Source organism: Streptomyces sp. NPDC048338 (assembly GCF_043201055.1).
GTDB lineage: Bacteria > Actinomycetota > Actinomycetes > Streptomycetales > Streptomycetaceae > Streptomyces.
Genome location: NZ_JBICYQ010000010.1, coordinates 231635 through 244361, shown reverse-complemented (window position 1 = coordinate 244361; position 12727 = coordinate 231635). Strand labels below are relative to the sequence as shown.

At 73.8% G+C, this 12727-nt stretch carries 11 protein-coding genes; 4 read left to right on the top strand and 7 right to left on the bottom strand.

Annotated elements, in window-relative coordinates; translation table 11 throughout:
- The first annotated feature begins 49 nt into the window (after positions 1 to 49).
- Both ACGFZF_RS24000 and ACGFZF_RS23995 read left to right on the top strand, forming a co-directional pair.
- The gene (locus ACGFZF_RS24000) at positions 50 to 1093 is read left to right on the top strand and encodes a hypothetical protein (protein WP_393557141.1); all 1044 of its coding nucleotides are present in this window, start codon (positions 50 to 52) and stop codon (positions 1091 to 1093) included.
- Positions 1090 to 2187: a hypothetical protein gene (locus ACGFZF_RS23995; protein WP_393557139.1), complete on the top strand. Its 1098-nt coding sequence runs from the start codon at positions 1090 to 1092 to the stop codon at positions 2185 to 2187. Before ACGFZF_RS24000 ends, ACGFZF_RS23995 begins: the two co-directional genes overlap by 4 nt.
- A gap of 16 nt (positions 2188 to 2203) precedes the next feature.
- On the opposite strand, the gene ACGFZF_RS23990 is transcribed toward ACGFZF_RS23995, so the two are convergent.
- The 7 genes from ACGFZF_RS23990 to rsmI form a co-directional block, all read right to left on the bottom strand.
- The gene (locus ACGFZF_RS23990) at positions 2204 to 3508 is read right to left on the bottom strand and encodes an acyltransferase (RefSeq protein ID WP_393557137.1); all 1305 of its coding nucleotides are present in this window, start codon (positions 3506 to 3508) and stop codon (positions 2204 to 2206) included.
- Positions 3509 to 3611: 103 nt separating this feature from the next.
- Positions 3612 to 4553, bottom strand: a complete 942-nt coding sequence (locus ACGFZF_RS23985) for a 4-(cytidine 5'-diphospho)-2-C-methyl-D-erythritol kinase (protein ID WP_393557135.1) — start codon at positions 4551 to 4553, stop codon at positions 3612 to 3614.
- The gene (rsmA, locus tag ACGFZF_RS23980) at positions 4550 to 5410 is read right to left on the bottom strand and encodes a 16S rRNA (adenine(1518)-N(6)/adenine(1519)-N(6))-dimethyltransferase RsmA (RefSeq protein ID WP_393557133.1); all 861 of its coding nucleotides are present in this window, start codon (positions 5408 to 5410) and stop codon (positions 4550 to 4552) included. Before rsmA ends, ACGFZF_RS23985 begins: the two co-directional genes overlap by 4 nt.
- The gene (locus tag ACGFZF_RS23975) at positions 5407 to 6666 is read right to left on the bottom strand and encodes a ubiquitin-like domain-containing protein (protein ID WP_393557131.1); all 1260 of its coding nucleotides are present in this window, start codon (positions 6664 to 6666) and stop codon (positions 5407 to 5409) included. Before ACGFZF_RS23975 ends, rsmA begins: the two co-directional genes overlap by 4 nt.
- 72 nt (positions 6667 to 6738) lie before the next feature.
- A complete protein-coding gene (locus ACGFZF_RS23970) occupies positions 6739 to 7608 on the bottom strand; it encodes a TatD family hydrolase (RefSeq protein WP_393557129.1) in 870 nt (289 codons plus the stop codon).
- 85 nt (positions 7609 to 7693) lie between these two features.
- The gene (locus ACGFZF_RS23965; RefSeq protein ID WP_393557127.1) at positions 7694 to 8128 is read right to left on the bottom strand and encodes a hypothetical protein; all 435 of its coding nucleotides are present in this window, start codon (positions 8126 to 8128) and stop codon (positions 7694 to 7696) included.
- Positions 8129 to 8267: 139 nt separating this feature from the next.
- Positions 8268 to 9167: a 16S rRNA (cytidine(1402)-2'-O)-methyltransferase gene (gene rsmI / locus ACGFZF_RS23960; protein ID WP_393557125.1), complete on the bottom strand. Its 900-nt coding sequence runs from the start codon at positions 9165 to 9167 to the stop codon at positions 8268 to 8270.
- 52 nt (positions 9168 to 9219) lie between these two features.
- Between rsmI and ACGFZF_RS23955 the strand changes: the two genes are divergently transcribed.
- Both ACGFZF_RS23955 and ACGFZF_RS23950 read left to right on the top strand, forming a co-directional pair.
- Complete coding sequence (locus ACGFZF_RS23955) at positions 9220 to 10980, top strand: dolichyl-phosphate-mannose--protein mannosyltransferase (protein WP_393557123.1); 1761 nt, start codon at positions 9220 to 9222, stop codon at positions 10978 to 10980.
- Between the two features lie 93 nt (positions 10981 to 11073).
- Positions 11074 to 12711, top strand: coding sequence for a penicillin-binding transpeptidase domain-containing protein (locus ACGFZF_RS23950; RefSeq protein WP_393557121.1), 1638 nt, complete (start codon positions 11074 to 11076; stop codon positions 12709 to 12711).
- The last annotated feature ends 16 nt before the right edge of the window (positions 12712 to 12727 follow it).

Genomic DNA, 12727 nt, shown 5'->3' with positions numbered 1-12727 from the left:
GCGGGGGGTGCGATAGCCTGCCGTGATCTTTCGAGGCGGGGGGCCGGGGATGTCCGATTCCGTGTGGGCGCGTGGGCGCAGGCACCGGTGGCTGCCCCGGGCGACCGCGGTGGTGCTGCTCGCGGCGCTGGTGGCGGGCTTCTTCGTGGTCCGGGCGGAGCGCCGGGCGGACCACAACGCGGCGGTGCTGGCCAGGGCCTGCGGCGGCGTACTGCCCCCGGACGTCGTACGGGACCTGCTGTCCGGGGACGTGCGGTGGGAGCTCCGGCCCGGAGCCGGGCCGCGCGCGCTGGCCGGGTGCACCGTCGGCGGGACCGGCGAGGACGACGCCCGGCTGGAGTTCGCGGCCGTGCCGCTGGCGGACCCGCCCCTGAGGGGTGTCCGGGCGGAGGATCTGGCGCGCGACACCCCGTACGCGTCGGCGCCGGAGTGGGCGCGTGCGCACGAGCGGGCCGACTCGGAGGTGACCGTGGCCTGCCCCGCGGGGCTGCCCGGCCACCCGCGGCCGGTGACGGGCTTCCGGGTGTACGCCTCGCTGGTCGGGAGCCCGGAGGCGGCCGGACTCGCGCCGGCCGTCGCGGCCCTCGCGAACGACGTCCGGGAGCGGAACCGCTGCGGGGGCGCGCCGGTGCGCCCGTCGGACGCGCGGGCGCCGGCACCCGCGCGGGGTGACGACGGTGAGCGCGAGGGGACCCCGGCGCCGTGCCGGTGGTTCGGCGGGAAGACGGAGTCGGCGGCGGGCGGCGAGCACGCCTGGGCCCGCGGCTGCGTGATCGGCCTGCCGGCGACGGACGTGCACGCGGTCGGCTCGGCGAGCTGGTGGGGTGACGTGCTGCCGGAGGCACGCACGGAGTACGGGGCGGAACTCGCCGGACTCGGCGGCGGGGCGCCCGCGTCGGCGACCCGGCGCTCCTACGAGGTGGCGGCCTGGGCCAGGTCGCGGTGCGCGCAGGGCACGACGCTGCACCGGGTGAGCGTGAGCGGCCTGGACAAGGCGGCGCTCGCGGCCCGCGTCGACGCGCTGCTCGACCGCTATCTGTCCGCTGCCCGCGGCTGCCGTGACATCGAGGTTCTCGGGAAGGTGTGGGCATGAGCGAGGCGGACGACCGGCTCCTCCCGCGGCGACGGCGGGTGCGGCGGGCGGCGGCGTGGACGGCGGCCGTGGCCGTCGCCGCCGGCGCGGTGTTCTGGGTGTCGGGCGGCTGGGACGCCTGGCGGCACGACGCCGCCCTCGACTCGGCCTGCGACGGCGACCTGGCGGCCGGTGAGCTGCGGGCCCTGCTCGACGGTGCCGAGGTGACGGCGTCCGGCGGGCCCGGGGAACGTGCCTGGTGGTGCCGGGTGCGCGGGGCGGACGACGAGGACGGCCGCGTCCGCCTCGACCTGTCGGTGCGGCGCGCGAGCGCCCCGGCGGCCGGCGTGGACGCGAACCGCGAGGACGCCCCGCTCGGCCACGGCTGGACCGGTTCCTTCGGCTTCTCCCCCGACGGCGACGCGGACGACCGCGGCGAGGCGAGGGTGACGGTGATGCTGGACTGCGGCGCCGAACCGGGGGACGGGCTCGTCGCCTCGGTGAGCACCCGCATCGACCGGGCCGACTTCTCCCGGGCGGCGGAACGGGACCGGCTCACCGCGGTGCTCACCGGGACGGCGGTCTCCTACGCGCACCGGACCGGCTGCGAGACCGCGCCGGGGCGCCCGGTGAAGGACGTCGGCATGTCGGTGACGTCGTGGGACCACCGGCCGTTCGCCGAGGTGTCCGGGAGCTGCGCGGGCGTCCTGGACGCGCCGACCGCCGCGCGCTGGGGCGTCCGCACGGCGGTCGAGACCGTGCCGGGCCCGAAGCCGGTCGAGGGCTGCGCTCTCGGCGGGACGGCCGGTGCGCCCCTGTACGGCTTCACGGCGTTCTACGGGCCGTTCCTCGGCCTCAAGGGCATGGAGCAGCGGGACGACGCCCGGCTGGCGGGCGAGCACCGGGACGGGCGGTACATGCTGGCCGCCTCGTGTCCGGGTGCCGGCGGCAAGGCCGTGTACGAGGTGACCTCCCGCACCGGCGAGGGGCACGCCTCCGTCCTCGCGCTGGACCATGCGGGCCTGCGCGCCGCCCTGCTGCGCTTCGCGGAGAGGTCCGCGAAAGCCCATGGCTGCGGGGTCCCGAAGGCGTCCTCCGCGGTGTCCGGAAGGTAGGAGGTCCGCCCCGCGGTCAGGCGGCGGGCCGGTGCCGGGCGGTCCGGCCGGCCCGTTCGACCAGGAGCCAGCCCGCGAGCGTCATGGCGATGGCGGCGGGGGCGGTGACGCGGACCGCGATCAGGGTCGCCGCGTGGCCCTCCAGAAGGCCCGCGAAGCCGGTCATGGACAGGCCCAGGACTCCGAACAGCGCCAGCGTGATGCCGAGGACGGCGAGCGGGCCGCCGGTGCCGGTGGCGGGGGCGGACGGTACGGGCTGCTCGAAGCGGCGGAACGCGGCGACGAGGGCCGCGGTGAGGACGACCGCCGCGGCGAGGCGGACGGGGACCTGGGACCACCAGGCGGCCGTCGCCGGGGCGGGCGGCGTCAGGCCGAGGGCGAGCATGGCGCCGTAGACGCCGAGCATGGCGGTCAGGTGCCAGAGGAAGGCCGTCATGGCGATGCCGTTGGCGGCGACGACCTTGCGCCAGACGCCGGCGCGCCCCGCGAACCGCGCCCCCGGGCCCTTGAGCAGTTCGACCGCGCCCACCAGCCACAGTCCGTGGCAGAGCAGGGCGAGCGTGGGCGGCGCCATGTTCGAGACCTTCTCGCCGGGCATCCCGACCATGGAGAGCGGGTACGGGCCGAGGGCGACGAGCGCGGCGGCGCCCAGGAGGCCGGTGCCGGCGAGGAGGCCGGGGCGGCCGATCCGCCCGTCGGCACGCAGGAAGCCGAGCTGGTGGACGGCGAGCCAGACGAAGGCGAAGTTCAGGAACTCGACGAAGGGCACGTCGAGGGCGAAGCGCAGCACGTCGACGACCGCCGCCCCGCCGGCCAGGCCCGCGAAGGCGCCCCAGCCGTGGCGCTCGTGCAGACGCAGCAGCGGAGGGGTGAAGGCCACCATCGCGAGGTAGATGCCGATGAACCAGAGCGGCTGGGCGACCAGCCGCAGCGCGACGCCGGTCAGGCCGCCGTCCCCGCCGAGGAGCGGGACGAGCAGCGCCGCGGCGCCCCAGACGCCGATGAAGACCATCGCCGGCCGCAGCAGCCGCTGGAGCCGGGCCCGCAGGAAGGCGGCGTAGTCCGGCCGGGAGCGGTAGGCCAGGGCGTGGGAGAACCCCCCGACGAAGAAGAACACCGGCATCACCTGAAGTCCCCAGGTGAGCGGCTGGAGTTCCGGTACGACGGCGAGCAGGTTGCCCACCGTCCCGTCCCCGGACACGGCGGCCATCAGCCAGTGGCCGAGGACCACGACGCCCAGCGAGGCGACCCGCAGGAGGTCGACGTACCGGTCGCGGGTCGCGGGCGTGGCGGCGGCGAGCTCACGAGCGCTGATTCCCATGCGCCCAAGGTCCCGCGGAGGGCGGGCCGTTCGTCAGGGCGCGGATACTCAACCGCGGCGTGAGTACGTCGCCGGCCCGGCAGGGCGCCCCTCAGGGCACCCCCTACCGAACGGTGGCCCCCGGCGCGGGCGAGGTGGCCGTCCGTGCCGTGCGGCAGGTGCCGGAGGCGACGAGGGCCGCGGCGACCGACTCGGCGGACTCGGCGTCCTTCACCAGGAAGGCGGTCGTCGGGCCGGAACCGGAGACGAGGGCGGCGAGCGCCCCGGCCGTCAGACCGGCGTCGAGGGTGGCGGACAGCGACGGTCGCAGCGAGAGGGCCGCCGGCTGGAGGCCGTTGGCCAGGGCGCCGGCGAGGGCGCCGGCGTCGCCGGTGCGCAGTGCTTCCAGGAGCGCGGGCGAGGCCGCCGGTTCGGGCACGTCCACGCCGTCGTTGAGGCGGTCGAACTCGCCGTAGACGGCGGGGGTCGACAGGCCGCCGTCGGCGACGGCGAACACCCAGTGGAAGGTGCCGCCGACCGGCACGTCGGTCAGCCTCTCACCGCGGCCGGTGCCGAGGGCGGCGCCGCCGACGAGGCTGAACGGCACGTCGCTGCCGAGTTCGGCGCAGATCTCCAGGAGTTCGGCGCGGGAGGAGTTCAGGCCCCACAGGGCGTCGCAGGCGAGCAGGGCGCCGGCGCCGTCGGCGCTGCCGCCGGCCATGCCGCCGGCGACCGGGATGTCCTTGACGATGTGGAGGTGGACGTCCGGGGAGATGCCGTGGCGGGCGGCGAGGAGCTCGGCGGCCCGCGCGGCCAGGTTCGTCCGGTCCAGCGGGACCTTGTCGGCGTCCGGGCCTTCGCAGGTGACCGTCAGGGCGGCGGCCGGAGTGGCCGTGACCTCGTCGTGGAGGGAGACGGCGAGGAAGACGTTGGCCAGGTCGTGGAAGCCGTCGGGACGCGCCGCGCCGACGGCGAGCTGGACGTTGACCTTGGCGGGCACGCGCACGGTGACGCCGGCCGCCGTCGCGCCCCTGCCGGGGGTGCGGGCCGGTTCCGTGCCGCTCACTTCTTCGCCTCCGCGATCCGCGCGAACTCCTCGACCGTCAGCGACTCGCCGCGGGCCTGGGGCGAGACGCCCGCCGCCACCAGGGCGTCCTCCGCCGCGGCGGGCGAGCCCGCCCAGCCGGCGAGCGCGGCGCGCAGGGTCTTGCGGCGCTGGGCGAAGGCGGCGTCGACGACCGCGAAGACCTCGGCCTTGGAGGCGGTGGTCGCGACCGGTTCGGTCCGGCGGACCAGGGACACCAGACCGGAGTCGACGTTCGGCGCCGGCCAGAAGACGTTGCGGCCGATCGAGCCGGCCCGCTTCACGTCGGCGTACCAGTTGGCCTTGACCGAGGGGACGCCGTAGACCTTGTTGCCGGGCTGCGCGGCGAGCCGGTCGGCGACCTCCGCCTGGACCATGACCAGCGTGCGCTCGATGGTCGGGAAGCGGTCGAGCATGTGCAGCAGGACGGGCACGGCCACGTTGTACGGCAGGTTCGCGACGAGCGCCGTCGGCGGCGGCCCGGGCAGCTCCTGGACGTGCATCGCGTCGGTGTGCACGAGCGCGAAGCGGTCCTGCTTCGCGGGGAGGCGGGCCGCGATCGTCGCGGGCAGCGCGCCGGCCAGGACGTCGTCGATCTCGACGGCCGTCACGCGGTCCGCGGCCTCCAGCAGGGCCAGGGTGAGGGACCCGAGTCCCGGTCCCACCTCCACGACCACGTCGTCGGGTCGCACCTGGGCCGTGCGGACGATCCGCCGGACCGTGTTGGCGTCGATGACGAAGTTCTGGCCGCGCTGCTTGGTCGGGCGGACGCCAAGCGCCGCTGCCAGTTCACGGATGTCGGCGGGGCCGAGGAGGGCGTCGGGATCGGTGGTGCTCACCGGTACAGCCTACGGCCGCAGTGGGGCCAGGGACTCGCCCCCCGCTGCACGTAGAGCTTCTTGGCCCGGTACGTCTGTTCCGAGGCGGGCGCGTTCTGGGCGACTCCGGTGCCGCCGAGCGAGCGCCAGGTGCCGGGGTCGAACTGGTACAGCCCGCCGTAGGTGCCGGACGGGTCGACCGCGCCCGGCCGGCCGCCGGACTCGCAGGCGGCCAGCGCGCCCCAGTCGAGTCCGTCGGCGCCGGCCACCGACGAGGGCAGCGGGCGGGTGCCGACCTTCACCTTCCGGGCGACGGGTTCGCGGACGATCTCCTCGCCGATCCGCTTCGGCCGCTGCCGGACGCCGTTGACGGTCCGCAGCGCGTAGACGACCCGGCGCACACCGGCCCGGCCCTGCTCCTCGACGAGCTCGGTGCCCGCGAACAGGTCGGGGTCGCGGGTGCGCTCGACGGCGTACGGGATCGGCTCCTCGCGCACCTCGCGGGTGCCGGTGATCCGCATGACGGTGATCGTCTGGCCGTCGCGCGGGAAGGATCCGGGCGGTACCGAGGTGGTGTCCTGGCCGGTGAGGGTGATGCCGGCCTCCTCGACGGCCTCGCGGACGGTGGCGGCGTTGGTGCACAGGGTGCGCTCGCGGCCGTCGGCGAGGAGGGTGACGGTCCGTTCGGTGCGGACGTCGAGGGCGAGGCCGTGGCGGGAGATGGCGGCGGAGCGCGAGACCGAGAGGTAGGCGCCCTCGGCTCGGACGCCCAGCTGGCGCAGGGCGCCGTCGACGGTCCGGGCCGTGGTCCAGACCTCGCGGCGGCGGCCGTCCAGGGTGAGGCGGACGGGGCGGCCGTAGCGGACGACGACCTCGTCGCCGCCGGCCAGCGCCTCACCGGGGGCGGGGGCGACGATGTCGTGGTCGCCGACGGTCAGCCCTTCGTCGGCGAGGAGCTCGTCGACGTCGTCGGCGAAGGTGTGCAGGGTGCGCGGGACGCCGTCGACGGAGAGCCGGACGACTTTGTCGTTGGCGACGAAGGCGCTCGTGCCGCCGGCGAGGAAGGCGACGACGAGGGCCTGCGGGACGAGGCGCCGCAGGCCCTCGACGGCGGGCGGGGACGACTTGCGGCGCCGTGCGGCCCGCCGGGCCTCGGCGCGGGTGCCCTGACCGGGGACGACGAGGGGTGCCACCTGGGTCTGCTGCTCGTGGAAGGGCAGCGTCGCCGCCCGCTGTCCGCCCCGCGCGGCGCGATGACTGCCCTGGGAAGTGCTCACGAGGCCCGGACCCTAGCCCGGACGGCGGTCACTCTACAAAGCGACTCGACTACGCGAAGTAACCGTTATGGATCAGTAATCGAAGGCCCGTGCGGTGTTGTCGGCGATCGCCGCGCACAGGGCGTCCTCGCCGATCCCGCGCACGACCGCCATCGCGCGGACGGTGACGGGGATCAGGTAGGGCGCGTTCGGCCGGCCCCGGTAGGGCGCGGGTGTCAGGAACGGGGCGTCGGTCTCGACCAGGACGCGCTCCAGCGGGGCGACGGCGAGGGCGTCGCGCAGCGGCTGGGCGTTCTTGAAGGTCACGTTGCCCGCGAAGGACAGGTAGTAGCCCTTGGCCGCGCAGATCCGGGCCATGTCGGCATCGCCGGAGTAGCAGTGGAAGACGGTCCGCTCGGGCGCGCCCTCCTCGTCGAGGACCCGCAGCACGTCGGCGTGGGCCTCGCGGTCGTGGATGACGAGGGCCTTGCCGTGCCGCTTGGCGATCTCGATGTGGGCGCGGAAGGAGCGCTCCTGGGCGGCCATGCCCTCGGGGCCGGTGCGGAAGTGGTCCAGGCCGGTCTCGCCGACGGCCCGGACGTGCGGCAGGGACGCCAGCCGGTCGATCTCGGCGAGCGCCTCGTCGAGGGCCGCGTCGCCGCCGGCCTCGCGCGCGCCCTGGCGGGACCAGCCGTCGGGGTCGCCGAGGACGATCCGCGGGGCCTCGTTGGGGTGCAGGGCGACGGCCGCGTGCACGTTCTCGTACGCGGCGGCGGTCTCGGCGGCCCACTGGGACCCCTTGAGGTCACAGCCGACCTGGACGACGGTCGTGACGCCGACGGCGGCGGCCTTGGTCAGGGCCTCCTCGACGGTGCCGGACTGCATGTCCAGGTGGGTGTGGGAGTCCGCCACCGGCACCAGCAGGGGCTCGGGCAGCGGCGGCGGGGCGTCCTTGGAACTCATGGACCCGATCGTACGAGGGTCGACGGGTCCGTTCGCGACGGCCCGGGTACGCGGGACCCGGGGCCGGTCGTCCGGTGGCGGCTGCCTACTTGCCGCGGTGCTGGAAGGGGTGGAGCAGGTCCGAGAGGTGCCAGTGGTGGGCGGGCTTCTCGGGGGGCGTGCCCTCCTCGGGCGTGGTCTCGATGAGTTCCTGTCCGATGGGTCCTGCCGGGCCGACCGGCCGCGCCTCCCGGGCTCCGCGGCGGTGCTTCTCGGCCGCGGCGATGAGGTCGAGGACCGAGGAAACCTGTCCGGCCCGCATGATGCGCACGACGTGCCCGCCGCAATTCATGCAGGTCGGGCTGGACAGCGGTGACGGTACGCGTTCGCCGCCCGCCTTGTAGACGATGAAAGCCTGACCGGCCGCATCGAGGTGGTGCTCGATGTCGTACTCCTGCTCCCAGCCGTATCCGCAGCGCATGCAGGCGAAGGCGTACGCCTCGTGCGCGACGGGTGTGCCGGTGCCGGTGATCTCACTCATGCCAGCTCCTCTCCACTGATCCAGTGGACGCCTTTTCGGGCCGGAGCGCATCAGCGCCGGTGGAACAATGGAATGCTCTTTGGCCTTCCCTTGCCCTGAGGCCCTCGGCAGGCCCGCCGCACGGGTTTTGCTTTGCTTTTTACGATAGTCCTTTACCGTTCCCGGGGCTCTGTGCAGCCGCATTCTTTGCCGCGACGACGGCATCGAACACCTCGCGTTTGGGTAGCCCCGCATCGGCGGCGACGGCGGCGATCGCCTCCTTGCGTCGCTCCCCCGCCTCCTCGCGCACCCGCACCCTGCGCACCAGCTCGTCGGCGTCGAGTTCGGCCGGCCCGGTCTCCGGGGCGCCCTCGACGACGACGGTGATCTCGCCGCGCACTCCGTCGGCGGCCCAGGTCGCGAGCTCGCCGAGGGCGCCGCGCTTCACTTCCTCGTACGTCTTGGTCAGCTCGCGGCAGACGGCCGCCCGCCGGTCCGCGCCGAAGACCTCGGCCATCGCGGCGAGGGTGTCGTCGAGGCGGTGCGGGGCCTCGAAGTAGACGAGGGTCCGGCGCTCGTCGGCGACCTCGCGGAGCCGCCCGAGGCGCTCGCCGGCCTTGCGGGGCAGGAAGCCCTCGAAGCAGAAACGGTCCACGGGCAGCCCGGACAGCGCGAGCGCGGTGAGCACCGCGGAGGGGCCGGGCACGGCGGTGACCTTGATGTCCTGCTCGACGGCCGCGGCGACGAGCCGGTAGCCGGGGTCGGAGACGGAGGGCATGCCCGCGTCGGTGACCAGCAGCACCCGGGCGCCGCCGACGAGTGCCTCGACGAGCTCGGGTGTCCGGGCCGACTCGTTGCCCTCGAAGTAGGAGACGACGCGCCCGGACGTGTGCACGCCGAGGGCGCGGGTCAGGCCGCGCAGCCGGCGGGTGTCCTCCGCGGCGACGATGTCGGCCGCCTGGAGTTCGGCCGCGAGCCGCGGCGGGGCGTCCGCGATGTCCCCGATGGGGGTACCTGCGAGTACGAGCGTTCCGGTCACCGTTCCTGTCACATGGCCCATCCTCGCAGCCCGCAGAGGCGACTCGCACAGGCACGTTCCCTACGATGGCGCGGTGACCAGTACCGCACCTGAGGCCCTGGAGGGTCAGCGCGCCGTGGAAGAGCCCTCGTCGGTCTCGACGCCGCCGGCATGGCAGCACCGTCTGCGGCGCTTCGGCTACACGCCCCCGGCCGACGGAGCGGCACGGGCGGGGCTGCGGGAACGCCTCGTGCCGTCGTACACCCGGCCCTCGGAGCGGCTGTGGTCGCTGCTGGGGGTGTCGCCGCTGCTCGCGGAGCGGCTGTGGCGGCTGTCGGCCTGGGGCGGTCCGCTGCTGGTGGCGCTGTTCGCCGGGGTGCTGCGGTTCTGGAACCTGGGCAAGCCGCACGCGGTGATATTCGACGAGACCTACTACGCCAAGGACTCCTGGGCGCTGGTCAACCAGGGGTACGAGGGTGCCTGGCCGAAGGACATCGACAAGACGATCCTGAGCGATCCGTCGAGCGTCGTCGTGCCGACCGATCCGGGCTACGTCGTGCACCCGCCGATGGGCAAGTGGGTCATCGGCCTGGGCGAGAGGATCTTCGACTTCACGCCGTTCGGCTGGCGTTTCATGGTGGCGCTGCTCGGCACGCTGTCGGTGCTGATGCTGTGCCGGATCGGCAGGCGGCTGTTCCGCTCGACCTTCCTGGGCTGCCTGGCGGGCACGCTGCTCGCCGTGGACGGCCTGCACTTCGTGATGAGCCGCACCGCGCTGCTCGACCAGGTGCTGATGTTCTTCGTGCTCGGTTCCTTCGGCTGCCTGCTGATCGACCGGGACTGGGCGCGGCGGCGGTTGGCGGCGGCCCTGCCGGAGGACGAGGAGGGGGTGCTGCGGCCGGACGCGGAGGTCGCGGAGACGCTGCGCCTGGGCTGGCGGCCGTGGCGGCTGGCGGCCGGGGTGATGCTGGGCCTGGCGTTCGCGACGAAGTGGAACGGGCTGTACATCATGGCCGCGTTCGGCCTGCTGGCCGTCCTGTGGGACGTGGGCGCGCGGCGCACGGCGGGCGCGGTGCGTCCCCACGCGGCGGTGGCCCGCCGGGACCTGCTGCCGGCGTTCGTCTCGGTGGTGCCGGTCGCGGTGCTCACCTACCTCGCCACGTGGACGGGCTGGATCAGCACCGACAAGGGGTACTTCCGCAACTGGGCGGCCGAGCAGGACAAGGCGTACGGCTCGGGCCTCTGGTCGTGGCTGCCGGACTGGCTGCGCAGCCTGTGGCACTACGAGACCGAGGTGTACCAGTTCCACGTCCATCTGACCTCGCACCACACGTACCAGTCGAACCCGTGGAGCTGGATCGTCCTGGGCCGCCCCGTCTCGTACTTCTACGAGAGCCCGGCACCGGGCGAGGCCGGCTGTCCCACGACCGCGACGGAGAAGTGCGCGCAGGAGGTCCTGGCCCTGGGCACGCCCCTGTTGTGGTGGGCGGCGTGCTTCGCGATCCTCTACATCCTGTGGCGCTGGTTCTTCCGCCGGGACTGGCGGGCGGGCGCGATCGCCTGCGGGATCGCGGCGGGGTGGGTGCCGTGGTTCCTCTATCAGGAACGCACCATCTTCCTCTTCTACGCGGTGGTGTTCGTTCCGTTCCTGTGTCTCGCGGTGACGATGATGATCGGGGCGATGATCGGCCCGGCGGGTTCCTCGGAAAGGCGCCGGACCTTCGGGGCGGTGGGGGCCGGTGTACTGGTTCTGCTCATCATCTGGAATTTCATCTATTTCTGGCCTCTGTACACCGGGACGGCGATTCCGATGGACCAGTGGAGAAACAGGATGTGGCTGGACACCTGGATCTAGTGAGGCCATTCCCGGCGCAATCGGATCTCGCTCGACACGGAGACGGAAGCACTGGTTGACTGCGGCTACCACCTGGGGAGGGGATTCACCGTCATGCGCAGTGGAGCCAAGGTCGCGTTGGTCGGAAGTGTGTTCGTCGTCGTGGCGGGCGGGGTCGGATACGGCGGATACAACCTCTGGACCGGAATAAGCGGGGGCGAGAATTCCGGTACCGGTGTGCAATCCGGTACCGGTACCAAGAAGTCCGGTCCCCTGCACACCGACGAGGTCGTCGGCACCGCCAAGGACTTCCTGGCCGCCTGGGCGGCCGGGGAGTCGGACCGGGCCGCGCAGCTGACCAACAACCCCGTCGACGCCGGGCCGGCGGTGCTCAACTACCGCGAGGGCGCGAAGGTCTCCGGAGCCGTCATCACCCCGGGCGCACCGAACGGCACCACCGTGCCGTACACGGTGAAGGCCACCGTGACCTACGAGGGGCGGTCGAAGCCCTGGACGTACTCCTCGCAGCTGACGGTCGTACGCGGGCTCACCACCGGGCGCCCCCTGGTCGACTGGAAGCCGTCCGTCCTCCATCCGCGGCTGACCAAGGGCACGACGCTGCGCACGGGCACGGCGAAGGCCGCCGCCGTGAAGGCCGTCGACCGGAAGGGCGGCGAGCTGACGAAGGAGAAGTACCCCTCCCTCGGCCCGGTCCTCGACCAGCTGCGCGAGCGGTACGGCAGGAAGGCCGGCGGCACCGCCGGTGTCGAGACCTGGGTCGAGTCCGAGACCGAGGGGGTGGCCGACTCCACCCTGCTGACCCTCGTCAAGGGCGAGCCGGGGCGGCTGGAGACCACCATCGACGCGGACGTGCAGGCGGCGGCCGAGCAGGCGGTCCGGCAGTACGGGCAGGCCGCGGTCGTCGCGGTGAAGCCGAGCACCGGCGAGATCCGGGCCGTCGCCAACAACCCGGCGAGCGGCTACAACACGGCCTTCCTCGGCAAGCAGGCGCCCGGCTCCACGCTGAAGATCGTGACCGCGGCCCTGCTCCTGGAGAAGGGGCTGGTGACGGCGGACCGGCCGGCCGAGTGCCCGGAGAACGCCATGTACTACGGCCGCACGTTCCACAACCTGAAGAACTTCAAGCTCGGCAACGTGCCCTTCTCCCAGAGCTTCGCGATGTCCTGCAACACCGCGTTCATCAAGAAGATCGACGACGTCAAGGACGACGCGGCGCTCGGCAAGGAAGCCCGGGACGTCTTCGGGATCGGCCTGAACTGGCAGACCGGCGTGGACACCTACGACGGCAGCATCCCGGCCGAGACCGGCGGCGAGGCCGCCGCCCAGTACATCGGCCAGGGCACCGTGCAGATGAACGTGCTCAACATCGCCTCGATCACCGCCACCGCGAAGACCGGCTCCTTCAAGCAGCCGATCATCGTGCGCAGGGACCTGGACGACCGGACGATCGCCACCGCCCAGCGGCGCCTGCCCGACTCGGTGGCCCGTCAGCTGCGGGACATGATGCGGCGCACGGCCACCAGCGGCACCGGGGCCCGGGCGATGGCGCCGGTCGGCGGCACCGACAAGGGCGCGAAGACCGGCTCGGCCGAGGTGGGCGGCCAGGACACCTCCAACAGCTGGTTCACCGGGTTCTCCGGCGATCTGGCGGCGGCGGCCGTCGTCCAGTCCGGCGGGCACGGCGGCGACGCCGCGGGGCCCGTCGTGGCGAAGGTCCTGAACGCCGGCTGAAACGGTTCGCGTGGCC

Bases quoted from the DNA above. Each gene is read 5' to 3' on its own strand.
- ACGFZF_RS23965 (WP_393557127.1), bottom strand. From the start codon at position 8,128: ATGAGTGAGATCACCGGCACCGGCACACCCGTCGCGCACGAGGCGTAC.
- ACGFZF_RS23970 (WP_393557129.1), bottom strand. From the start codon at position 7,608: ATGAGTTCCAAGGACGCCCCGCCGCCGCTGCCCGAGCCCCTGCTGGTG.
- ACGFZF_RS24000 (WP_393557141.1), top strand. From the start codon at position 50: ATGTCCGATTCCGTGTGGGCGCGTGGGCGCAGGCACCGGTGGCTGCCC.
- ACGFZF_RS23950 (WP_393557121.1), top strand. From the start codon at position 11,074: ATGCGCAGTGGAGCCAAGGTCGCGTTGGTCGGAAGTGTGTTCGTCGTC.
- rsmI (WP_393557125.1), bottom strand. From the start codon at position 9,167: ATGGGCCATGTGACAGGAACGGTGACCGGAACGCTCGTACTCGCAGGT.
- ACGFZF_RS23990 (WP_393557137.1), bottom strand. From the start codon at position 3,508: ATGGGAATCAGCGCTCGTGAGCTCGCCGCCGCCACGCCCGCGACCCGC.
- ACGFZF_RS23995 (WP_393557139.1), top strand. From the start codon at position 1,090: ATGAGCGAGGCGGACGACCGGCTCCTCCCGCGGCGACGGCGGGTGCGG.